Genomic DNA, 22,573 nt, shown 5'->3' with positions numbered 1-22,573 from the left:
CAAGTACGATTGACATTCCTGTGAAGTGTTATTAGCCGAACTAATGTCTGGCCGGACCACGGCTTGTCCGCCGGCTGCCCCATGCACCCGCCGGCGACGGGGCACCGGCACGCAAGCCCTTGGAGGACATGGTGAAAGTCAGTTCGCCGCAGATCGCCGCCTTTACCCATGCGGCCCGCGAACGCAGTTTTTCAAAAGCGGCAAAGGTGCTCGGGATCACCCAGTCGGCGGTGACCCAGCACGTCGCCCGGCTGGAGCGGGAGATGGGCACGCAACTGTTCCTGCGCACGCGGGGCGGCCTGGAACTGACCAAGCCGGCGCTGGAGCTCTTTGCCCTGTCGGACCGCATGCGCACCGCCGAGCAGCTCATCGCGGAAAAGATCGCCGCCTACGGCACGCTGTCCGCCGGCCATCTCGACGTCGTCGCCAACGCACCGCGGCCGGCACTGCCGCTGATCCGCAGCTATTGCCGGCGCTTCCCCGACGTCAAGCTGACCTTCACGCTGGCAAGCTGGACGCTGGCGATGGACAAGCTGCGCCGACGCGAGATCGATATTGCGGTCATCACCGAGCCGGACCTGACCGACGACCTCGTCGCGGTCGAGCTGGCACGGGTCCGCTACATGGCCTATATGCGCGCCGACCACCCGCTCGCCGGGCGCCCCGAAATCTCGCTGCGCGAGCTGGAGACCGAACCGCTGGTGCTGCCGGAAGCCGGCTCGCTGACCCGGCGCATCGTCGGCGAATGCCTTGCCGCGCACGGGCTGCAGCTGAGGCGGATGATCGAGATGACGACCTTTCCGGTGGTCAAGGAAGCGATCCTGCACGGGATCGGCGTCGGCATTCTCCTGGAGGAGAGCTTCTATCCGTCCGGCCAGCTTGTGATGCGGCCGATCCGCGAGCTGTCGGAGAGCTACCGGACCTGCCTTGTCGCCGCCGCCGACCGCAGCGAATTGCGGACCGTGCGCGAGTTCATCGACCTCGCCGAGGAAGCGCCGTCCGCGGAATGACCGCCGAGGGACGACAGCAGGCGATGGTCGATGCCGACCGTTGCGCCGATAACGAACACCTTCGTCGTCACCGCTCCTCTAACGCTGGTCATACCGTGTGCCGGGCGGCTCAGGCCGGGGCCCGGCGCCACCACAGGATCGCAAGGCCGGCCAGAACGATGAGGCCGCCGGCGATGGGCACCGCCCCATATCCGAGGCCCCAGCCGATGGTCGCGCCGCCGACGGCCGCACCGACGGCATTGCCGAAGTTGAAGGCGGCGATGTTGAACGAGGCCGCAAGGCCCGGCGCGGCCGTCGCCGCCTGCATGGCGCGGACCTGCAGGGCCGGGACGGAGGAAAACGCCGCGACGGCCCAAACGAAGAAGCCGATCACGGCGCCGGGGCCCGAGGTGGCCAGAACCGGCAGGGCCAGGGACGACAGGCCGAGGGCGAGGAGCCCTATCGCGGCGCCCTTGTCGATCGACCAGTCGGCGAGACGGCCGCCGAGCCAGTTGCCGACGGTCAGCCCGACCCCGATCAGTACCAGAACCAGGATGACGAACGCGTCGTCCGCTCCGGCGAGCGTGTGCAGGAGCGGGGCGACATAGGTGTAGACCGCAAAGAAGCCGCCGGCGAAGGCCACCGTTGTCACCAGTGTCCATAGCATGTGGGGGCGACCGAGGGCCTTCAGGCCGCTCCAGGGGCTGGCGCTTCCGCCGCCTTCCTCGGACGGCACCGCCAGGGCAACCGCGACGATGGCGACGACGCCGATCGCGCCGGCACCGGCGAAGGCCATGCGCCATCCGATATGGGTGCCGATCCAGGTCGAGGCCGGCACGCCGCCGATATTGGCGATGCTGAGGCCCATGAACATGGTGGCGACGGCGCTGGCATGCCGCTCCGGCGGCACGACGCTGGTCGCCACCACCGCGCCGATGCCGAAGAAGGCGCCCTGGCACAGGCTGGTGATCAGGCGCCCGGCGAGCAGGCTCCAGTAGCCGGAGGCGACCGCGGAGATCAGGTTGCCGAGAACGAAGATCGCCATCAGCCCCATCAGCGCGGCCTTCCTGTCGAACCGCGACAGCAGCAGCGTCATCACCGGGGCGCTCAGCATCACGCCGATGGCGTAAGCGGTTACGAGTTGGCCTGCCGCCGGGATCGAGATGTCGATATCCGATGCGATTGCCGGCAGCAGCCCCATGGGCGCGAATTCCGTGGTGCCGATCCCGAAAGAGCCGATGCCGAGGGCGAGCAGGGGCAGGGCCGAGGCCGCGGAAGAGAGCGGGGAATGCCCGTCCATTGTCTTTTTTCCAGTCTGGTGGAGCACATCCGGCCCGCACGGCGACGCGGCGCCCTGCCCGCCGCCCGAATGCCGCGGGACCTGTTGCCGATGTCGATGCCGATGGGTCGGTCGCGACGGGGAGGCGGGCGACGACCCTCCTGGGAGGCGGATGGTCCGTGGTGTTCGACGGCAACGGGCGCATGACGCGCACCGTGCCCTAGGGCTTTTACTTATAAGCCCGTCTCCGACCGGGAACTATGCCCCTTTGCCGCAAAGACTGATGAGCCGGCCTCATATATCCCGGCATTGATCACCCGATGCCGTCGAGCCGCGGCGCTGCGACGGACTGCGGCAGAATCTCTCACCCAGCTCGAGATCTCTTGCCGGAGCCCTGACACGCCGAGGCCCGCGGTCCGCTTTCGCACGGCCGCTCGCGCATGCCTGGTGTTGCCGAAGGTCGATCCGTCGCAGTGACAAACGCCAACTTGTCTGATGAGTAGACAAGTTAACAAGAAAATCTTCACCGTGCTTGTAGCCTGGGAGGGGTGACAGCATGGAACCGGTCACCAGGATCAGACTATCGGAAAGTGCGGTCGACGCTATCAAGCAGATGATCGCGGACGACGGCTTTGCGCCGGGTGACAAGTTCTATTCGGAAAACGACCTCAAGGCCCGCCTCGGCGTCAGCCGGTCGTCCGTCCGCGAAGCGGTCCGCATTCTGGAAGCCCGCGGCCAGCTTTCGGTGAAGCACGGCAAGGGCATTTTCATCACAGACAGCGAGAGCCAGTCCTTCGACGCCTTCGTCGAGTGGCTGAAGACCAACGAGGTCTCGCTACGCGAGAACTTCGAGGTGCGCCTGATGATCGAGCCCCAGGTCGCGCGGCTGTCGGCGATCAACGCGACGCCCGAGGATATCGCGCAGCTCGCCTGCGTCCACGAGCAACTGCTGCGCACGGCCAATGAGGGCAATGCGGCCGAGACGATCGTCCACGACCGCGAGTTCCACCGGCTGCTCAGCCAGGCAACCCGGAACAAGGTGCTGTTCGCGCTCATCCGCTCGCTGGTGCGCTCGCAGATCGACGGCTGGATCTCCAGCCTGCACATACCGAACCGTCTCGAAAAGACCATGGTCGAGCACAGCCGCATCCTCGACGCCGTCAGGAACGGCGATGCGGAGGCCGCCATGGTGGAGATGACCACACATCTCAACAACGCATTGGAGGACGTCATCGCTTCGTCGAAGCGGTGACCCGTCCGGTTTTGGAGGATTGCATGATCCAGATTACCACCGTCGTCGAAAACAGCCCGGGAGAGCACAAGGCGCTCCGGCACGAGCACGGGCTCTGCTTTCACATCGATACGGGCAGCGACCAGATCCTGTTCGACACCGGCGCCTCGGACGCGCTCCTTCACAACGCGCAGCACCTGCATATCGACCTGAAACGCGTCGGCCGGGTCGTCCTCAGCCACGGCCATTACGACCACACCGGCGGGCTGCGCCATCTGGCCTCCGTGAACGAGGCCTTCGAGCTCGTCACCGGCAAGGGTTTCTTCGTTGAAAAATACGCCGCCCTCGATGCGGCCTACGAATTCCTCGGCAACGATTTCGACGAGGACTGGCTGGCCGCCAGGGGCATCGGGCACACGACCGTCGCCGGACCGATCAGCGAGCTAGTGCCGGGCATCCATATCATCACCGATTTCGAGCGCACGCATGAGGACGAGGCGGTCAATCCGCGCTTCAAGCTGCGCACGGATGACGGCTTCGTCAACGACACGTTCTCGGACGAGGTGATGCTGGCCATCGAGACGCCGCCCGGCATCGTCGCCGTCGTCGGCTGCTCGCATCCGGGCATCAAGAACCTGCTCGACACTGCCGAGAAGCGGCTGGGGCGGCCGATCCATGCCGTTCTCGGCGGCACGCACCTGATGGAGGCGACACCCGAACGACTCGCCCTGACGCTCGACTATCTCGACCGGAAAGGCATTTCGGTCATCGGCGCGTCGCACTGCACCGGGCCGGTGGCCACGGAAAAGATGCGCGCGCTCGGCGCACGCCACTACCACAATCACACCGGCACCTCTCTGGTCTTCCACTAGGTGCCGGAAAAGGCGCCGCACGAGAAAGCCTCGGCGGCAACAAAGACAGCATGAAAAACTGGAGGAAATACAAGATGCTGACGAGAAAACAATTTCTGCGTTTCGGAGCCCTGGCCGGTGCCGCGCCGCTGGCCGCACCCTTTGTCGTCACCGCCAAGGCGGCGGACAAGATCACCTGGCGGTCGTCCGGACACGGCCCCGCCTCCGATCCCTCGCAGATCTATCATGACATGCTCTGCAAATCGATCACCAAGGCCAGCGACGGCCGCCTGACCGTCAAGCCGTTCGTCGGCGGCTCCATCGTCCCCGCCTACCAGGAACTGGACGCGGTCGAGCAGAACGTCCTGCAGATGGCCTACACCTGCCCGATGTACAATCTCGACAAATGGCCGGCCGCCGGACTGATCAGCTCGCGTCCGGGCTGCCTTGCCGGCAACGCGCTGAGGAGCTGGTTCGACTTTGCCGGCGGCGCCGACCTGATGAACAAGATGATGGGCGAGAGCTACAACGCCATGACCTTCCCGGGCGCGCTGTCGCCCCTGCCGCCGGAGGTCTTCTTCCACTCCAAGGTCGAGTTGAAGAGCATGGACGACGTCAAGGGTCTGAAGGCCCGCTGCATGGGTGACGGCGGCGAGATCTTCAAGCGCCTCGGCGCGGCAACCGTCATCATTCCGGGCGGCGAGCTCTACGAGGCCATGCAGCGCGGCACCATCGACGCCTTCGAATATTCGACCCTGGCCTCGAACTGGAAGATGCACTTCAACGAGGTGGCGAAATACGTCTACGTCTCGCCCGCCCGCGCGCCGAGCGATCCGCAGGTGTTCTTCGTCAACAAGGAGGCCTGGGCGGCCCTGCCGGACGACCTGAAGGAACTCGTCCAGGGTCTGGTCGCGCGCTTCACCCAGGACCAGCACGAGTACCTGGAATACGAGTCGATCAAGGCCGTCGAGGAGTTCCGCGCGGCCGGCAACGAAGTGCGGCAGGTGCCCGAAGACATCGTCGCCGCGCTGACGGCCGAGGCCGACACGTTCTACGCCGAAAAGAGCGAGAAGGAATCGCCGATCTTCAAGGAGATCTACGATTCCATGACGTCGTATCGCACGGCCTACGAGGCCGCCCACGCCTGACGCGCTTTCGCAGAAAGCCGAGAGGCTTTTCGGGACAAGAAATCGCGTGAAACCAACGGCCTGAAGCGTGTTGCTCGCTCCCGACGGAAGGCAACCCGCTTCAGGCCCGCAAGCCAGCCAATAAAACAACATCCGATAAGGGCAGGGAGGACTACGTGACCTTCGTAAGAAAGCTACCGCGAATGATCGACCGCCTGAGCGCGGCCTCGGGCGCCGTTGGGAAGTGGTTTGCCGTGCTCCTGGTCCTTATCGGCACCTTCGAGACCATCTCCCGGCACTTCTTCAACGCCCCGACCATCTGGGCCTACGATTCCATGTGCATGGCCGGCGGCGCGATCTACCTGCTCGGCGCGTCCTACACCTACATGAAGGACTCCCACACCCGGGTCGACCTGCTCTACAGCCGCTGTTCGGACCGGACCAAGGCGCTGATCGACGTGATCGGCGCCGCCGTTTTCCTGTTCCCGCTGATGATCATCATGTTCGAGATGTCGGTGACCTGGGCGATCCGCGCCTGGCGCATCAACGAGGTCATGTTCAACAGCTTCTGGTATCCGCCGGCCGCCCCCTACCGCACCCTTTTTGCGATCGGGTTGTTCCTGCTTCTCTTGCAGGCCGCCGCGAAATTCGCGCGCGACCTCTACTTCTTGGTAAGGAACGAGACCCTTGATTGAGCTCAGCCCCGAACTCGTTGCCATCCTCATGCTGGGTGGCGTCTTCGTTCTCGCCCTGACCGGGTTTCCCATCGCCTTTGTGATCGGCAGCATCGCCTTTTTCATCGGCCTTGTGACCTTCGGCACGACGACGACCTTCCACATCCTCTATTCCCGCTTCTACGACCTGTCGCTGAACTACCCCTATCTGGCGGTGCCGCTGTTCACCTTCATGGGGGTCGTGCTGCAGAAGTCGGGGATCACCAAGGAGCTCTACCAGCGCCTCTACGAGGCCCTCGGATCGTTCCGGGGCGGATTGCTGCTCGTCACCATCATCTTCGGCACCATCCTCGCCGCATGCCTCGGCGTCATCGCCGCGTCGGTGACGATCCTGGCGCTGATCGCGCTCAGCCCGATGGTCAGCCGCGGTTACGACCGCTCGCTGGCGGCCGGCACCATCGTCGCGTCCGGAACGCTCGGCATCCTGATCCCGCCGAGCATCATGCTGGTGGTCTACGCGCCCCAGGCGGGCCTGTCGATCGGCCAGATGTTCATGGGCGCGGTGTTCCCGGGCCTCATCCTGTCGAGCCTCTACATCCTCTATGTGGTCACCCGCTGCCAGCTCAATCCGGCCCTCGGCCCGCCGATCCCGGCCGACCAGGTGACGCCGTTCACCGTCGACAAGGTCGGCAAGCTGCTGATGGCGCTGGTGCCGCCGGTGGCGCTGATGGTCGCGGTGCTCGGCACCATCTTCGCCGGCATCGCGCCGCCGACGGAAGCTGCGGCCGTCGGCAGTTTCGCCTCCATCCTGCTGGCCGTCGTCTACGGCAAGTTCAGTTGGGGCATGATCCGGGACGCCAGCATCGAGACGCTGAGGGTCAGCGCCTTCGTCGTGCTGATCGCCGCGCTGTGCTACGCCTTCGTCGGCATCTTCATGAATGCCGGCGCCGGCGACGTCGTCGCGGAAATGATCCTCGCCGTTCCCGGCGGACGGTGGGCCTCGTTCCTGGTCATCATGATCATCGTGTTCATGCTCGGCATGTTCATCGAGTGGATCGGCATCGTCTTCATCATCGTGCCGATCTTCTCGCCGATCCTGGCAAAGCTCGGCTTCGATCCGCTGTGGGCCGGCATGATGATCTGCATCAACCTGCAGATGGCCTTCCAGACGCCGCCGATGGCGATGTCGATCTTCGTGCTGAAGGGCGCGGCGCCCGAGGAGGTCGGCCTGACCATGGGCGAGATCATCCGCGGCGTTCTGCCGTTCGTCGGCATCATCGTGTTCTCGCTGATCCTGTTCACCCTGTTCCCGAGCATCATCACCTGGCTGCCGGCCCAGATGATCGGGCCGTCCCACTAGCGCGGCTTTGGCGACGAGCCCGCTGCCTGTTCGCTACCGCATGTACCGCGCCGGAACGCTCCGGCGCGGACATCGTCCGGCCGGTCAGGCGAACATGTTCTCGTCGGAATAGTGCGGGTTGAGCCGGCTGAGGACCGGCAGGATCGCCGCGCCGCGGATCACCGCGTCGGCGCCGAGTTCCGCCTTCATCAGGCGCGGGATCTTGCGGCTCACCTGGGACACGGACGGATAGAGCGGCTGCGTGCGCTCGATGAACGCATCGATCAGCCAGGCCGGGGCGTCGCCTCCGAGCATGATGGTTTCCGGGTCGAACAGGTTTTCCAGCGCGTTGACGCCGATGCGAAGGGGTTCGGCGCCGATGTCGATCCATTCGGAGACGGCCGGCATCTCCGCTGAAAGGGAGTCCAGCTCGCCGATGTCGGCGATGGCCTGGCCGCGCTCTTCCAGGAACCGCCTCAGCGAGTCGATCGACACATAGGTCTCCAGGCAGCCACGCTTGCCGCAGATGCAGGGGTGGCCGTCGGTGATGGCGATGGTGTGGCCGAGCTCGCCGGCATTGCCGTTGTTGCCGCCGAAGGCCGCGCCGTCGACCATGATGCCCGTGCCGAGGCCGTTGCCGAGATAGATGTAGACGAAATTGCCGAGGGTGCGCGCCGTCTCGCCGAACCGCCCCTCGGCCGAGACCGCGCACTGGCCGTCATTGGCGAGCGCGACGGGAACGCCGGCGACGGTGCGCAGGTGTTCGGCGAGCGTGACGCCGTCCCAGCCGGGCAGGCGCGGCGGGCTGATGCCGGCGACGCCGAAGGGGCCCGGAGTGGCAAGGCCGATGCCGTAGAACCGGTCGCGGTCCATCTCCACCCGCTCCAGCAACCGCTGGGCGATGCCGGCCAGCTTTTCCGCCACCCGGTCCGGCGCGAATTCGGTCAGCGAGGCGCCCTCGCGTTCCAGGATCCTGCCGCCGAGATTCATGGCGACGCCGGACATGCGGCCGTAGTCGACATGCAGTCCGATGGTGAAGGCGCCGTCGTCGTTGAGAAACACCGGTTTTGGCGGTTTGCCGACCCGCCGTTCCTTCGATTTTTCCTCTTTGACGAAACCCAATTCCAGCAACTGGTCGACAAGCACCGACGCGGCCTGCTTCGACAAACCCGTGACTTCGGAAATCCGGGTGCGCGACAACGGGCCGTGAATCCGGGCCGCCTCGAACACAACCCAAAGGTTGTTGAGCTTGGCCTGGACGTTGTTGGTGCCTTTGAGCATCGCAGAAAACCGCCTTTTCGATTTAATATGTCATAATGACAGACAAACTATTGACAGGGATTAATTGCCCGCCTCAAGATCGTCAATGTCTGGTTCCGGTACGATGGAGAGCATGCAATGTCCTTGAAGCTTACACGTAGAAACGCCCTGACGGGCGCCGCGGCCCTCGGGGCTGCGAGCCTGTTGCCAAACGGTTTTTCCCGCCCGGCCGCTGCCCAGGATAGCACCCTTGGCGTATTCGGCCCGTTGCCGCCCGATCCCGCCCCTCCGGGGGCCGCCAAGTTCGCCGGCGCAGAGTTCGATGCCTGGAAGGCGGCGAACGGTGCCGACGTGAAATACGACCTCGTCGCCTGGCCGCAGCTGCACGACCGCATGGCGACGGCCTTTGCCTCGGGCTCGGCCCCGTGGGACGTGATGTACAATTGCGGTTGGGTCCCAGAGTTCGAATCCTTCCTGTTGCCGTTCGTCGACGATTTGCCCAAGGAACTGGTCGACGACATGCCGGGCTCGAGTTTTTCCACCGTGACCTGGAACGGCAAGCGCTACGGCGCAATCTTCACCCTGTCGCTGCTGACCCTCTTCTACAACAAGGAGCACCTCGATGAAGCCGGCCTCGGCGCACCGCCCAAGGACTGGGACGAGTTCCTGCGCTACACCAAGGAACTGACCCGGGACGGGCGCTACGGCTTCGTGTCGAACTACGGCGATCCGGCCGGCATCGGCGGTACCGCGTCCTACTGGATGGCGTTCCTGCAGCAGGCCGGCGGCACCATGTATGCCGAGGACGGCAGCCCCGCCTTCAACACCGAGGCCGGCGTCGCCGCCCTGCAGATGATGATCGACCTGCAGGCGGCCGGCACCGATCCGGGCTCGATCTCCTATGTCGGCATCAACGACGCGACCAATGTGCTTCTGTCCGGCCGCGCCTCGATGATGATGAACTGGCCGTTCATGTGGAAGCCGGCGCAGGACCCGAAGGGTTCGCAGGTCGTCGGCAAGCTCGCCGCATCGGTCCTGCCGGCGGGCCCGGCCGGCACCGCCTCGATCGACGGCACCGATGCCTGGACCATCGGCAAGTCGACCAAGGATGCCGAAAAGGCGCGCAAGCTGATCGAGTTCTATCTCGATCCGGCGATCCAGAAGAAGCAGGCGCTCGACACCGGCTGGCTGCCGATCCGTCTGTCCGTCCTCAACGATCCGGACGTGCAGGCCACCATGCCGCTGGCCAAGGTCGTGCTCGACCAGGCCCAGCACCCCTATGACAGCTTCGTCACGCCCGACTACAACGAGATCAGCCAGGCGGTGGGCACGGAGATCCAGAAGGCGTTGCAGGGCCAGAAGACCGCGGCCGAAGCCATCGCCGAGGCGGAGACCCTGGCCTCCGCCATCATCGCCCGGCGCGGATGATCCATGTCGTCGACCAGCTTTGAACGACGCCGGCGCAGGGCCGGCCTCTTGTTCGTGGCGCCAGCAGCCATCGTGCTGCTGGCGATCCTCGCCTATCCGATCGTGGAGAGTTTCATCCTGTCCACGCAGAGCGTGAGGCTGGTCGCCGGCGGTGTCACCAAGGAATGGAATTCGTTCGCCAACTATATCCGCCTCGCCGGCGACGAGACGTTCCGCCGGGCGGTGGTCAACACCATGATCTTCTCCTTCGGCGAGGTGGCGCTGGTCGTCAGCATCGGCCTCGCCGTCGCCCTCCTGCTCAATCATCCGCTCGGGCGCTGGGGCTTTTTCCGCATCATGCTGGTCGTCCCGTGGGCGATCGCGCCGGTCGCCAACGCGGTGCTGTGGAAGTGGATCCTCAATTCCAACTACGGCATCCTCAACGGCCTTCTGAAATCCCTCGGCCTCATCGAGTACTACCAGGTCTGGCTCGCCCGGCCGTGGTCGGCCTTCGGCTTCCTCCTCCTCATCGACGTCTGGAAGTCGGTGCCGTTCATCGCGCTGTTGCTCCTTGCCGGCCTGCAACGGGTGCCGCAGAGCCTCTACAAGGCCGCCTATATGGACGGCGCCGGGCGCTGGCAGGCGTTCCGCCACGTCACCCTGCCGACCATGCGCAGCGCGCTGGCGATTGCCGTCGTCCTGCAGACCATCTGGTCGCTCCGGGTGTTCGAGATCATCTTCGTCCTGACCCGCGGCGGGCCGGCCGACGCCACGGTGCTGATGAACTTCCTCGCCTACCGCGTCACCTTCAATTTCCTCGACATCGGCTATGGCGCCGCGATCGCCAACATCATCTTCGCCCTCACCTTCCTCCTGGCGATCACCTATGTCTGGCTGATGCAGCCGCGCAAGCGTAGGATCTCGTCATGAGCTTTGCCTCCGCGCGCAGCAGGGATCGCGGCTTCAGGGTCCTCGTCGTCGTCGGCCTGATCCTCTTCGTCGTCTGGTCGGCGGCGCCGATCCTCTGGCTCATCGTCTCCAGCCTGATGCAGCAGCAGGCGCTGATCGTGCAGCCGCCCGATTTCTCGCTCGGCAATTTCACCCTGGAGAACTTCACCGAGGTGATCGTCTCCGCCGCCGCCCTCGGCCGCGGCATCCTCAACTCCTTCATCGTCGCGCTGTTTTCCACGGCGGTCGCGCTCGTCATCGGCGCGCCGGCCGCCTATGCGCTGGCCCGCCTCGCCGTGCCGCGGGCCAACGCGCTCGCCTTTCTCGTCCTGGCGACCCAGATGCTGCCGGGCATCGCCATCGCCATCCCGCTGTTCCTGGTGATCAGCCGCCTCGGCCTGATCGACAACGTGCTGGCGCTCGGCCTCGTCTACCTGTCGTTCAACCTGCCCATCGTCATCTGGATCCTGCGCGGCTTCTTCCTCGCCATCCCTGAGGGAATCGAGAAGGCGGCGGCCGTCGACGGAGCGGGGGTCGTCGGCACGTTCCTGCATATCGTGCTGCCGATCTCGATCCCGCCGCTCGGGGCGGCCGCCGTCTTCGCCTTCGTGGAGGCCTGGAACGAGTTCTTCTTTGCGCTCATCCTGACCCGCCAGGACGCGCAGACCGTGCCGCTGGTGATCGCCCAGTTCGCCGGCCAGTACCAGACGCTGTTCGGGCAGATGATGGCGGCCGCCGCCATCAGCATCGCGCCCGTCATCGCGCTCGCCATCATTTTCCGCAACCAGATCGTCCGCGGCTTTGCCGACGGCATGATGAAGGGTTGAGCCCCCATGTCCCAGATCGAACTTCGACATGTCGACAAATCCTTCGGCGCCGTGGGTGTCTGCCACGACATCAACCTGACCGTGGAAGAAGGCGAGTTCGTCACCCTGCTCGGCTCGTCCGGCTGCGGCAAGACCACAACGCTCAACATGGTCGCCGGCCTGGAGGACCCGTCCAAGGGCGACATCCTGATCGGCGGGCGCCGGGTCAACGACCTGTCGCCGGTGCAGCGCGACGTCGCCATGGTGTTCCAGAACTACGCGCTCTATCCGCACATGACGGTGGCCGAAAATCTCGGCTTCACCCTGAAGATGCGCAAGATGGCAAAGCCGCAGATCGCCGAGCGGGTCGCCGCGGTCGCCGCCTCGCTGGAGCTGACGCCACTCCTGGAACGGCTGCCCTCGGCGCTGTCCGGCGGCCAACAGCAACGCGTCGCCATCGGCCGCGCCCTGGTGCGCGAGCCGCGCGTGTTCCTGTTCGACGAGCCGTTCTCCAACCTCGACGCCTCGCTCCGGGTAAAGATGCGCGCGGAGGTCAAGCAACTGCACCAGCAGCTCGGCGTCACCACCCTGTTCGTGACCCACGATCAGGAGGAAGCGATGTCGATCTCCGACCGCATCGCGGTCCTCAACCGCGGCAAGGTCGAGCAGTTCGGCACGCCAGAAGAAATCTATTCGCGCCCGGCAACGCGCTATGTCGCCCGGTTCATCGGCAATCCGCAGATCGATCTCGTTCCCGGCGAGCTGGAGCCTGGCGCGGATGGTGCGGTGTTGCGGCTGGCCGGCGTCGCGCTGACTCTGCCGGATTTCGTCCCGCCGCCCGGCGCCGGCCCGGCCGTCGAGGTCGGCGTCCGGCCTGAACATGTCCGGCTCACCGAGGCCGGCATTCCGGCAAAGGTACAGCTCGTCCAGCCCGTCGGCGCGGCAACCCATGTGGTGCTCGGCTGGGAGGGCGGAGACCTCATCGCCAGCGTCCCCGGCTTCGTGCATCTCAGCGTCGGCGCGGCAATCCATTTCGAAATCGATCCCCGGCACGTGCTCGTCTTCGACGCGCAAAGCGGGGACAGACTGATGTGACCTACGGGAAAGAAAAAGACATGAACGAAGCACTCCGTCCCAATTCCATCGCCAAGCGCGACGTCGCGGTGCACCTGCACTCGCAGACCAACCCGAAATACCTCGCAGAGCACGGGCCGCTCGTGGTTTCCGAAGGCTACGGCGTCCACATCACCGATAGCGACGGCAAAGAATATCTCGACGCCATGGCCGGGCTGTGGTGCGCGACCCTTGGCTTCACCAATGAGCGCCTCGCCGCGGCGGCGAGCGAGCAATACAGCAAGCTCGGCTTCTACCACACGTTCTTCAACCGGACGATGGACAAGGCGACCGAGCTCGCCGAGAAGCTCGTCGAGCTGACCGGCATGGCCGGCGGCAAGGCCTATTTCGCGACCTCCGGGTCGGAAGCCAACGAGACCATGATCAAGCTCGCCTGGGTCTACCACACGGTGCGCGGCAAGCCGACCAAGCGCAAGGTGATCGCCCGCGAACGCGCCTTCCACGGATCGACGATCGTCGGCGCCTCGCTGTGCGGGCTGACCTTCATGCACCGCGAATTCGGCCTGCCGCTGCCCGGCTTCCTGCACACATCGGCGCCGTTCCCCTATCGCGGCATGCGCAACGGCGAGGACGAGGCGGCCTATGTGGCGCGGCTCTGCACCGACCTGGAGCACCTGATCGTCGCGGAAGGGCCGGACACCATCGCCGCCTTCATCGCCGAGCCGATCTACGCCGGCGGCGGCATCATCCTGCCGCCGCAGAGCTATTTCGCCGAGGTGCAGAAGGTCCTGAAGAAATACGACATCCTCGCCCTTTGCGACGAGATCGTCTGCGGCTTCGGGCGCACCGGCAACTGGTTCGGCAAGGAGACGGTCGGTTTCGAGCCGGACATGATGGCGCTCGCCAAGGGCCTGTCCTCCGGCCATTTCCCGATCTCGGCGGTGGTCGCCAAAGGTGAGATCTACGATGCCGTCTACGCGTTCAACGAGGCCGGCGGCAATTTCGGCCACGGCTTCACCAATTCTGGCCATCCGGTCGGCCTCGCCGTGGCGCTGGAAGCGATCGCGATCTACGAGGAGATGGACGTCGTCGAGCACGTGCGAAAGATGGGCGCGCGGCTCTCCGGCCATTTCAACGAGCTTGCCAAGACCTCGCCGATCATCGGCGAGGTGCGCGGCGCAGGCCTGATGTGGGGCATCGAGCTGGTCGAGGACAAGGCGACGAAGGCGCCCTTCGCCCCGGACCTCAAGGTCGGGCTCTCCTTCGACCACATCGCTTATGAGAACGGCCTGATCTGCCGCTGCATGGACGACACGCTGGGCTACGCCCCGCCGCTGATCGTCGGCGAGGCAGAGGTCGACGAGATCGCCGAGAAGACCGAAAAGAGCCTGAAACAGCTCGAGGCGCAGCTCGGCGTGCGCTAGCCCCTTAAAGCCGGAAGTCCTCCAGCAAAACCGGCCATCGAGGGGGAAGACGCGGGTCAACGGCGCCAGGACCCATAGATCACCGGCGCAACCACGGCCGGGGGCGTTTGACGATGCCCCCGGCAACCCGCGCCCGGCGGCGATACCCCGTGCGGGCGCAGCGGCACGGCCAAGGTCTCGACAGGTCTGCCGCCGCATGAAACGCTCGCCCACAACATGACGGTAGGCACCGCCACCAAGCATTCACCCGACAGGCAGCAGCAGACCTGCCCGTGCGGAGGCGGCATACCCGAACCTTGACGGCAGAAACCTCCCGGTCAAAGTCAAACGCTCTGAGACATGGGAGGTCTGAATGTTTGCTTTCGTCCTCAACGCGCTCCGCCTGCTGAAGGCCACCCTTGAAATCCTGGGAAGACCCGCATTTCAACGGCGGCCTGTTGCTGTGCCTGATGTTCCTGGCGTCGGGCACGCTCTTTTACAGCAGCGTCGAGGGATGGCACTGGATCGTCGGGCTCTTCGCCCAGTTCGCCCGCGCCCTCCTGCGCGACCTGAAGTGACGGAGGGTGCCGTTGGCGCATCTCTATTTGGCGGCGTCTTTTGCGGCGCGCCATGCCTCGATGACCATGTCACGATCCCTGACAGCCTGAAGCTGGTCCAGAGCAATGACCCTGATATCGGCCATATCCGGCAAACCGGCGATCGCTGTGACGTCGACGGCCGTGCTGACCGGGCGCCGGAAGGTCGCCCGGCTCAGGTTTTCGAGACTGAACGGCCCAGTGCAGCACCGGCCCCCTGGTATGGGTGACCGCGGCAACCAACACGATCCGGACAGGAAGAAGCAAGAGCATGACAAAGCCAAGGACGGTGCCGCCCACCCACATGCGGCTTCGCATGAGACCCTTTTGCGTGCCTGCGCTGCCATTGAACGCGCCGTGAAGGAGCGCCGCGCCTCGAAACATGCCTGAACTGGAAAGAAAGATGGGAAAACCAGACAACGATCTTCGCCGGATCGTTTCGAATGGCGGTCTTGCCCGCGTGATGGCCGCGCATGACCCCTTGTCGGCGATGCTTGTCGAGGAAGCGGGTTTTGACGGCATATGGGCCAGTGGTTTTGAGTTTTCCGCCGCACAGGGCCTGGCGGATGTCTCCCTGGTTTCGATGGCCGAACACCTGAACAATCTGCGAAACATGGCAGCGCGCACGACGCTGCCCATCATTGCCGATGTCGACACCGGCTATGGCAACGCGATCAATGTGCTGCACACCGTCGAGCAATATGAGGCGGCCGGCGCGAGCGCGATCGTCATCGAAGACAAGATGTTTCCGAAGGTGACGTCGCTGGTCGCCGGCGGGCGGCAGGACCTCGTTCCGATCGAAGAGTTTCAAGGGAAGATCGAAGCCGCCAGATATGCGCGCCGGAATTCCGATCTATTGGTTATCGCACGGGTCGAGGCGCTGATTGCCGGCCTTGGCGCGGACGAGGCGCTGAAGCGCGCTCATGCCTATGAACAGGCCGGTGCCGACCTGATCCTGATTCACTCCAAGCAAAAGACGCCCGACGAAATCGAAAGCTTCATCAATGCCTGGGATGGAAATATCCCGATCACGATCGTCCCGACAGCCTATCCACAGATGACCGAGGCCCGCGCCAGGGCGCTCGGAAAGGTCGGCATTCTCATTTACGGCAATCACGCGATCAGAGCCGCGGTAACGTCGATGCAGAAGGTATTTGCGCGAATTATCGAGGATGGCGGCATCCAAAACGTCAACAACGATATCGTCCCGGTGTCAGAGATCTTTCGCCTGCAACGGATGGAAGATGTGAAGGAAAACGAAAAGAAGTTCCTGCGATAGACCCGGGGTTAACAGGTCAGAAAGCACGCACGCTGCGGCGCAGAACGGCCGCGCGAGAATTTCGGACCGTCGAGGAGAGCTTTAAGGCCGGGGACGGCGTTTCGGAGGTCGTCCGGCGCAAAGGCGTCGCCCCCTAAACGGCCCCGATCTGATTGAAAATATCGGCGAACATGCGAATTGCGGTGACGCCGAGAAAGGCCGCGAAGGCGTAGCTCAGCATCCTTCGCGGAATTGCGTGCGCCATCTTCGCTCCGAGCGGCGCGATCAGCATGGTCAACGGCACCAGCGCGACGAGTGCGATCAGGTTCACGTAGCCGATCGAGCCGGCCGGCAGCCCTGCCTCGCCCCACCCCGCCAGCGCATAGCCGAGCGTGCCGGGAATGGCGATGATGAAACCGATCGCCGCCGCGGTGCCGACCGCCTTGCGGATATCGAAGCCGAAGGCGGTCAGGATGGGCACGCTCAGCGTGCCGCCGCCGATCCCCATCATCGCGGAGAACAGGCCGACGAAGACGCCCACCGCCGATTTCACGCCGGTATTCGGAAAATCCTCTGTCAGGGCCGAGTTGTCGGCGCGCACCACCATGTTGACGGCGACCAGCAGCGCCACGACCGCGAACACCGACGTCAGCACGAGCCCGTCGACCTGGCCGCCGATCGCCGTGCCGCAGACGACGCCGATGAAGATCGGCAGGCCCCACGATTTCAGCAGCGCGAAGTCGACCGCGCCGCGCTTGTAGTGACTTCGCGCCGACGACAACGAGGTGAAGACGATGGTCGAGAGCGATGTGGCGACGGCGATCTTCATGCGGACCGTGTCGTCGACGCCGACCCCGCCGAGAACGAAATAGAGCACCGGCACGATCACGATGCCGCCGCCGACACCGAGAAGCCCGGCGACGAAGCCGCCGACGACGCCGGCGAATACCATCGCCGCGATCCATATGCCGTAATGGGCGAGAAGGTCCTGCATCAGCCTTGTCCGTCGTTGCTGTGGGCGCCGCCGCTTCGCGGGATCGCGGCAAGCAGCTCGCGCGTATAGGGGTGCCTGGGATTGGTGAAGAGCTCCGCCGTCGGGCCGGTCTCGACGATCTTTCCCTGCCGCATCACCGCCAGCCGGTCGCAGATCTGCGCCGCGACGTGCAGGTCGTGGGTGATGAACAGCATGGCGAGGTCGAGGCGCTTCCTGAGGCCCTCCAAAAGGTCGAGAACCTGGGCCTGTACCGTGACGTCGAGAGCGGAGACCGCTTCGTCGGCGACCAGCACGTCGGGTTCGAGCGCAAGGGCACGGGCGATCCCGATGCGCTGGCGCTGGCCGCCGGAAAACTCGTGCGGCAGCCGGTCGGCCGCCTTCGGATCGAGCCCGACCAGCACCAGAAGGTCCCGCGCGTCGCTCAGTGCCTTGTTGCGGGGCACACCGTTCGACATCGGTCCGTCGGCGATGGCCAGCCCGACCTTGCGGCGCGGATTGAGCGAGGCGAACGGATCCTGGAACACCATCTGGATGCGGCTGCGCCGTCGCCGCAGCTCTTCGCCCTTCATGGCGCCGAAATCCTCGCCGCCGAGACGGATCTGGCCGGAATCCGGCTCGTCGATACGGGTGACCAGCCGGGCCACGGTCGACTTGCCGGACCCGGACTCTCCAACGAGGCCGAGCGTCTCGCCCCGGTGAATCTGGAAGCTCACATCGTCGACGGCGCGCACGACCCGGTGGTCGCCGAACATGCCGGACTTGGAGCGGTAGGACTTGTTGAGCCCGATGACCGAGCAGGCGATCGGGTTGGCGCCCAGTTCCGCGCGCTTGGGCGGCACGCCCGTCGGCACGGCGGCAAGGAGCGCCTTGGTGTAGGGATGGCGCGGATGCTCGAGAACCGCTCGGGCCGTGCCGGTTTCCACCACGTCGCCCTCCTGCAGTACCAGGACGCGGTCCGCGATGTCGGCGACGACGCCGAAATCATGGGTGATGAAGATCACCGACGTGCCGCGCCGCTGCTGGATGTCGCGGATCAGCCGCAGGATCTGTGCCTGCGTCGTCACGTCGAGCGCGGTGGTCGGCTCGTCGGCGATGATGAGTTTCGGCTCCAGGGCGAGCGCCATGGCGATCATCGCCCTTTGCCGCTGTCCGCCCGAAAGCTGGTGCGGAAAGGCGCGCACGATGCGTTCGGGATCGGGGAGCCGGACCTCCCGGGCGAGGTCCAGAACCTTGCGCTGGCGCTCGGCCCTGGTCAGCATCCCGTGCGCCTCGAACACTTCGGCGATCTGGTCGCCGATGCGCATGGACGGGTTCAGCGCGGTCATCGGCTCCTGGAAGATCATGCCGATGGCACGGCCGCGCATGTCGCGCATCGTCTTCGCATCCACCTTGAAAAGGTCGCGTCCGTCGAACAGCGCTTCGCCGCGCTCAACATGGATGACAGGGGGCAGCAGGCCCATCAGGGTTTGGGCGCAGAGCGACTTGCCCGACCCCGACTCGCCGACGATGCAAAGGATCTCGCCTGCCGGCAGGTCGAAGCTGAGGTCGTTCAGCGCATAGGCGCGATCGGCGTCGCCGGGCAGCCGGAGAGCCAGGTTCCGGACCGAGACCGTGGGCGGGGCGATGGTGTCGGCTTCAGTGGTCATCCTCAATATCCCAGCGCGATGCCGTCCTTGCGGTGGTCGGAAGCGCCCCACAGAACACCGCGCTCGCGGTCGATGCGGACCGCCTGGCAGCCGCCGAGCGGTTCGTCCGCCCAGCGCGTCCGGTGGCCGCGCGCTTCCAGCTCCGCCCGCACCGTATCGTCGATGGTCGGCTCGAGCGAGATCGCGCCTTCGGTGAAAAAGCTGCGGGGCTGGTCGGAGGCCATCTGGATGTCGAAGCCGCGGTCGATCACCTCAGAGATGAAATGGGCGTGACCGGTCGCCTGGTACTGGCCGCCCATGACGCCGAAGGACAGGACCGGCTTGTCCTTGTCGAAGAGCATGGCCGGGATGATCGTGTGGAACGGCCGCTTCGACGGGCCGATCTCGTTCGGGTGGCCCGGCTCCAGCGAAAACCCGCATCCGCGATTCTGAAACAGGACGCCGGCCTCCGGCGCGTAGATGCCGCTGCCGAAGGCAAAGAAGACGGAGTTGATCAGCGAGATGACGTTGCCGTCGCCGTCCGCCACGCTGACATAGACGGTGTCGCGATGGACCGGCATGTCGAGGTCGGCGGGATCGGACGCTGTGTCCATGGAGATGCGGTCGCGAAGCGCCGCGATGCGCGCTTCTGCCAGGAGGTCGCCCACCGTGACGGTCATGGCGTCCGGATCGGCGACAAAGGCATCGCGCTGCCGGTAGGCGGTCTTGGTCGCCTCGGCGAGAATGTGGATGCGGTCCGTCGCCGACAGAGACGGATCGGCGAGATCGAACCCGTCGAGGAGGCGGGCCATGATCAGCGCCGCGAGGCCCTGGCCGTTGGGCGGGCATTCGTGCAGCGTGCAGCCGCGATAGGGCGCGGAGATGGTCGGCGAGATCGTCGTCGCCGTCGCCGCGAAATCCTCCGCCGTGTGCAGACCGCCGAGGCCATTGAGGACCGCGAGCATGTCGTCGACGGCTTCGCCGTCGTAGAACGCCTGCCGTCCGGCGCGGGCGATAGCGCGCAGTGTCCGGGCGAGGGACGGATTGGCGAGCCGGTCGCCGGTCACCGGGGCGCGGCCGCCGGGGAGGAACTGCGCCACGGAGGCAGGGTACGGGGAAAGCCGATCGGCATAGCGCGCCCAGTCGAGCGCCACCCTCGGCGTGATGGTGAAGCCGGCCTCGGCTGCGGCGATGGCCGGCTGCAGGATCCGGTCGAGCCCTGCGCGGCCGTAGCTATCGCTCAGACGGCACCAGGCGTCGACCGCACCCGGAACGGTCACGGCATCGGCGGTCCCGTCCGGGATGCCGGTCATCCCCTTGTCGCGATAGTGATCGGCGGTTGCCGCGGCCGGCGCGCGGCCCGACCCGTTGACCGCGACCGGTTCGCCGCCGGCCGGCGTGTAGAGGGCAAAGCAATCGCCGCCGATCCCGGTCATGTGCGGGTCGATGACGCCCTGCAGCGCAACGGCGGCAATCGCCGCGTCGACGGCGTTGCCGCCGGCGCGCAGGATATCGAGGGCGGCGAGCGTCGCCTGCGGGTGCGATGTCGCAACCATGGCGTCGGCGGCCAATGCCACGGATTTCCCCGGTTTCATGAAATCGCGCTCAACCATCGGCGGTCTTTCGCGAGAAGGACAAGAGCCGCGCGGCGTCGCGGTCGCAAATGACCGTGACATCGGCATGCAGACGCAGGAAGGAGGCGGGATTTTGCGGTGTGACCGGCCCTTCCAGGGCCCCGGCGAGCGCTTCCGCCTTGGCCGCACCGGTTGCCAGCAGCAGGATGGTCCGGGCCGACAGGATCGTCGCGATCCCCATCGTGACCGCATGGGTGGGCACGGCCTCGCCAGCGGGGAAGTCGCGCTCGTTGGCGGCGCGGGTTGCCGCGGCCAGCTCCACCACGCGCGTGCGGCTGGTGACGGGCGCGCCGGGCTCGTTGAAACCGATATGCCCGTTGCGGCCGATGCCGAGGATCTGCAGGTCTATGCCCGTCTTCGCGATGGCGGCCTCAAAGTCCGCGCAGCCGTTTTCGTCGGGCAGATGCGCCGAACCTGGCGGCATGTCCACATGGGCGAAGAAATGCTCGCGCATGTAGGCGGCAAAGCTCGCCGGATGGCCGACCGGCAGGCCGCAATATTCATCGAGATTGAAGCTCGTTGCCTTGGCAAAAGACAGGCCATCCTTGCGATGCATGCCGACGAGCGCCCGGTAGACGCCGATCATCGAATTGCCGGTCGCAAGGCCCAGAACCAGGTCGGGCCTGAGGCGCAGTTGCGCGGCGATCCGTGCCGCGAGTTCCGTTTCCGCCGACTGCCTGTCGGGCCGGACGTCGCAAACGGTAATGTCGTATTGTTGCGCGGACATCATTTTGGGGCCTCGGGAACAGCCTGCATTTCCAGGGGCGCGTAGCGCGGGAGTTCGAACAGGTTCTCGCGCATGTGGTCGATGCTGTTGGCGAGCGTTCCGTAAAGGCCGGCGCGGCTTCCGAGCTGGCTGATCGTGCATTCCGGCGGCGAGGGCATGCACAGCGGCAGGGCGGCGCGCACGCGTTCGAGCAGTTCGGGCCGCGCACCGATGCTGCCGCCGAGGATGACGCGTTCCGGATCGACGATGGCCGAGACCGCCAGGATGGCCGCGGCGATGTTGCGCGCGACTTCGCCGACCGTCGCCCTGGCGCGCTCGTCGCCGGCGTCGATCCTGTCCATGATGTCGCGGACGCTGAGGCCGGGGGTTCCGCCATAGCTCTCGTAGCGGTCGCGGATGGCCGCGCTTCCGACCATCGTTTCCAGCGCGCCGGAGTGGAAGGTGCGGCTGTCGAACGGGTCGGCGCCGATCGGCAGCGTCGCGATCTCGCCGGCCGCACCGCGCGCGCCGTTGAGGATCTGGCGTTCGTTGATGATGCCCATGCCGATGCCGGTGCCGAGCGCGATGAAGACGAAGTTGCTGAAGCCCTTGCCTTCGCCGAGCCACTGCTCGCCCTTGGCCGCCATGTTCACATCGTTTCCGATATGCACCATGCAGCCCATCCTCTCGGTGAGGATCGCCTGCAGCGGCACGCCTTCCAGATCCGGAATGTTGGGCACCATGATCAGCTTGCCCGTTTTCCGGTTGTAGGCGCCGGGGATGCCGACGGTCCCGACCATGACGCGTTCCGGCGCCAGGCCCGCCTTTTCGGCCAGCGAGGCGTTCAGCGAAACGAGCTGCGACATCACGTGCTCGCCGCCGCGCGGATCGGTCGCCTCGACGCTTTCGGCAACGATCTTGCCGTTCATATCGGCCAGCGCGGCCTGGATCTTGGTGCCGCCCACATCGGCGCCGAAGACGAGAGCGCGGTTCGGAGTGATCTCGTAGGTCGCCGCGCTGCGGCCGACGGCCCCTTGCGTGCGGCCCGTCACTTCCAGCCAGCCGTCGTCTTCCAGAAAGCGGAAGACCTCGGACATTGTCTGCTTCGACAGCCCCGTGATGCGGGCCAGTTCGGCGCGCGAAATCGGCCCCCTGTCCATGACCGTCCGCATCACGGTGCGAAGCGTGATCTGGCGAGACATCGGGACGGATGAAAAATCAATCATGTGCAGCGGCACCTAATTAGTCAGTGTGCCGAACAAATAGGCGGCTTGATCGGCGTGGTCAAGCGGCATACGGGCAAAATAGCGATAACTCGTGTGAGTTTTCAAGCTTTATCAGTCTTGTTGGTTCGGAAACTTTACAAATAGAA

Annotated in this window: 21 protein-coding genes; 14 read left to right on the top strand and 7 right to left on the bottom strand. The window is 65.5% G+C overall.

Translation table 11 applies throughout. The annotated features are described in order from the left end of the window. Positions 1 to 128 precede the first annotated feature (128 nt). Entirely contained in the window at positions 129 to 1,010 is an 882-nt protein-coding gene (locus tag CH339_RS06810; RefSeq protein ID WP_146610124.1) for a LysR substrate-binding domain-containing protein, read from the top strand. Positions 1,011 to 1,119: 109 nt separating this feature from the next. Here CH339_RS06810 and CH339_RS06805 read toward each other — a convergent pair whose 3' ends face one another. Then, a complete protein-coding gene (locus CH339_RS06805; protein ID WP_111433579.1) occupies positions 1,120 to 2,289 on the bottom strand; it encodes an MFS transporter in 1,170 nt (389 codons plus the stop codon). A gap of 535 nt (positions 2,290 to 2,824) precedes the next feature. On the opposite strand from CH339_RS06805, the gene CH339_RS06800 reads away from it, so the two are divergent. From CH339_RS06800 to CH339_RS06780, 5 genes are all read left to right on the top strand, one after another. After that, positions 2,825 to 3,520 carry a FadR/GntR family transcriptional regulator gene (locus tag CH339_RS06800; RefSeq protein ID WP_111433578.1) on the top strand — a complete coding sequence of 232 codons (696 nt, stop codon included), beginning with the start codon at positions 2,825 to 2,827 and terminating at the stop codon, positions 3,518 to 3,520. A 23-nt stretch (positions 3,521 to 3,543) separates the two neighbouring features. Next, positions 3,544 to 4,371, top strand: a complete 828-nt coding sequence (locus CH339_RS06795) for an MBL fold metallo-hydrolase (RefSeq protein WP_111433577.1) — start codon at positions 3,544 to 3,546, stop codon at positions 4,369 to 4,371. A 74-nt stretch (positions 4,372 to 4,445) separates the two neighbouring features. Beyond that, on the top strand, positions 4,446 to 5,498 hold the full coding sequence (locus CH339_RS06790) for a TRAP transporter substrate-binding protein (protein ID WP_111433654.1): 1,053 nt from the start codon (positions 4,446 to 4,448) through the stop codon (positions 5,496 to 5,498). Positions 5,499 to 5,680: 182 nt separating this feature from the next. Then, positions 5,681 to 6,172 carry a TRAP transporter small permease subunit gene (locus CH339_RS06785; protein WP_201240960.1) on the top strand — a complete coding sequence of 164 codons (492 nt, stop codon included), beginning with the start codon at positions 5,681 to 5,683 and terminating at the stop codon, positions 6,170 to 6,172. Further along, on the top strand, positions 6,165 to 7,511 hold the full coding sequence (locus tag CH339_RS06780; RefSeq protein ID WP_111433575.1) for a TRAP transporter large permease: 1,347 nt from the start codon (positions 6,165 to 6,167) through the stop codon (positions 7,509 to 7,511). Before CH339_RS06785 ends, CH339_RS06780 begins: the two co-directional genes overlap by 8 nt. A gap of 84 nt (positions 7,512 to 7,595) precedes the next feature. Here CH339_RS06780 and CH339_RS06775 read toward each other — a convergent pair whose 3' ends face one another. Then, complete coding sequence (locus CH339_RS06775) at positions 7,596 to 8,771, bottom strand: ROK family transcriptional regulator (RefSeq protein WP_111433574.1); 1,176 nt, start codon at positions 8,769 to 8,771, stop codon at positions 7,596 to 7,598. A gap of 246 nt (positions 8,772 to 9,017) precedes the next feature. Here CH339_RS06775 and CH339_RS06770 point away from each other — a divergent pair, with 246 nt between their 5' ends. The 8 genes from CH339_RS06770 (at position 9,018) to CH339_RS06740 (ending at position 16,263) form a co-directional block, all read left to right on the top strand. Further along, positions 9,018 to 10,178, top strand: coding sequence for an ABC transporter substrate-binding protein (locus CH339_RS06770; protein ID WP_244669070.1), 1,161 nt, complete (start codon positions 9,018 to 9,020; stop codon positions 10,176 to 10,178). A gap of 3 nt (positions 10,179 to 10,181) precedes the next feature. Then, positions 10,182 to 11,087, top strand: a complete 906-nt coding sequence (locus tag CH339_RS06765; RefSeq protein ID WP_111433572.1) for a carbohydrate ABC transporter permease — start codon at positions 10,182 to 10,184, stop codon at positions 11,085 to 11,087. Further along, complete coding sequence (locus CH339_RS06760) at positions 11,084 to 11,932, top strand: carbohydrate ABC transporter permease (RefSeq protein WP_111433571.1); 849 nt, start codon at positions 11,084 to 11,086, stop codon at positions 11,930 to 11,932. The genes CH339_RS06765 and CH339_RS06760 overlap by 4 nt, the downstream gene beginning before the upstream one ends. 6 nt (positions 11,933 to 11,938) lie before the next feature. Next, positions 11,939 to 13,006 (top strand): ABC transporter ATP-binding protein, encoded by a 1,068-nt coding sequence (locus CH339_RS06755; RefSeq protein ID WP_111433570.1) that lies wholly within the window; start codon positions 11,939 to 11,941, stop codon positions 13,004 to 13,006. 20 nt (positions 13,007 to 13,026) lie between these two features. Next, positions 13,027 to 14,409, top strand: coding sequence for an aminotransferase (locus CH339_RS06750; RefSeq protein ID WP_111433653.1), 1,383 nt, complete (start codon positions 13,027 to 13,029; stop codon positions 14,407 to 14,409). A 398-nt stretch (positions 14,410 to 14,807) separates the two neighbouring features. Next, entirely contained in the window at positions 14,808 to 14,966 is a 159-nt protein-coding gene (locus tag CH339_RS24605) for a hypothetical protein (RefSeq protein ID WP_170138427.1), read from the top strand. A 105-nt stretch (positions 14,967 to 15,071) separates the two neighbouring features. After that, positions 15,072 to 15,374, top strand: coding sequence for a hypothetical protein (locus CH339_RS24270; protein WP_146610122.1), 303 nt, complete (start codon positions 15,072 to 15,074; stop codon positions 15,372 to 15,374). 13 nt (positions 15,375 to 15,387) lie between these two features. Beyond that, positions 15,388 to 16,263, top strand: coding sequence for a phosphonopyruvate hydrolase (locus tag CH339_RS06740; RefSeq protein ID WP_111433652.1), 876 nt, complete (start codon positions 15,388 to 15,390; stop codon positions 16,261 to 16,263). A gap of 133 nt (positions 16,264 to 16,396) precedes the next feature. Here CH339_RS06740 and CH339_RS06735 read toward each other — a convergent pair whose 3' ends face one another. From CH339_RS06735 to CH339_RS06715, 5 genes are read right to left on the bottom strand one after another with little or no spacing between them, the layout of a single operon-like run. Then, positions 16,397 to 17,236 carry a sulfite exporter TauE/SafE family protein gene (locus CH339_RS06735; RefSeq protein WP_111433568.1) on the bottom strand — a complete coding sequence of 280 codons (840 nt, stop codon included), beginning with the start codon at positions 17,234 to 17,236 and terminating at the stop codon, positions 16,397 to 16,399. Then, positions 17,236 to 18,882 carry an ABC transporter ATP-binding protein gene (locus CH339_RS06730; protein WP_111433567.1) on the bottom strand — a complete coding sequence of 549 codons (1,647 nt, stop codon included), beginning with the start codon at positions 18,880 to 18,882 and terminating at the stop codon, positions 17,236 to 17,238. Before CH339_RS06730 ends, CH339_RS06735 begins: the two co-directional genes overlap by 1 nt. A 2-nt stretch (positions 18,883 to 18,884) precedes the next feature. Beyond that, entirely contained in the window at positions 18,885 to 20,474 is a 1,590-nt protein-coding gene (ggt, locus tag CH339_RS06725; protein WP_111433566.1) for a gamma-glutamyltransferase, read from the bottom strand. Next, positions 20,467 to 21,222, bottom strand: a complete 756-nt coding sequence (locus CH339_RS06720) for a glucosamine-6-phosphate deaminase (RefSeq protein WP_111433651.1) — start codon at positions 21,220 to 21,222, stop codon at positions 20,467 to 20,469. The genes ggt and CH339_RS06720 overlap by 8 nt, the downstream gene beginning before the upstream one ends. After that, positions 21,222 to 22,427 carry an ROK family transcriptional regulator gene (locus CH339_RS06715; RefSeq protein WP_207189586.1) on the bottom strand — a complete coding sequence of 402 codons (1,206 nt, stop codon included), beginning with the start codon at positions 22,425 to 22,427 and terminating at the stop codon, positions 21,222 to 21,224. The genes CH339_RS06720 and CH339_RS06715 overlap by 1 nt, the downstream gene beginning before the upstream one ends. Positions 22,428 to 22,573 lie beyond the last annotated feature (146 nt).

This window comes from Rhodobium orientis, from assembly GCF_003258835.1.
In the GTDB taxonomy this organism is placed as follows: Bacteria; Pseudomonadota; Alphaproteobacteria; order Rhizobiales; family Rhodobiaceae; genus Rhodobium; species Rhodobium orientis.
Note: the sequence above shows the minus strand (reverse complement) of the source record. Positions and strands in the feature narration are given on the sequence as shown.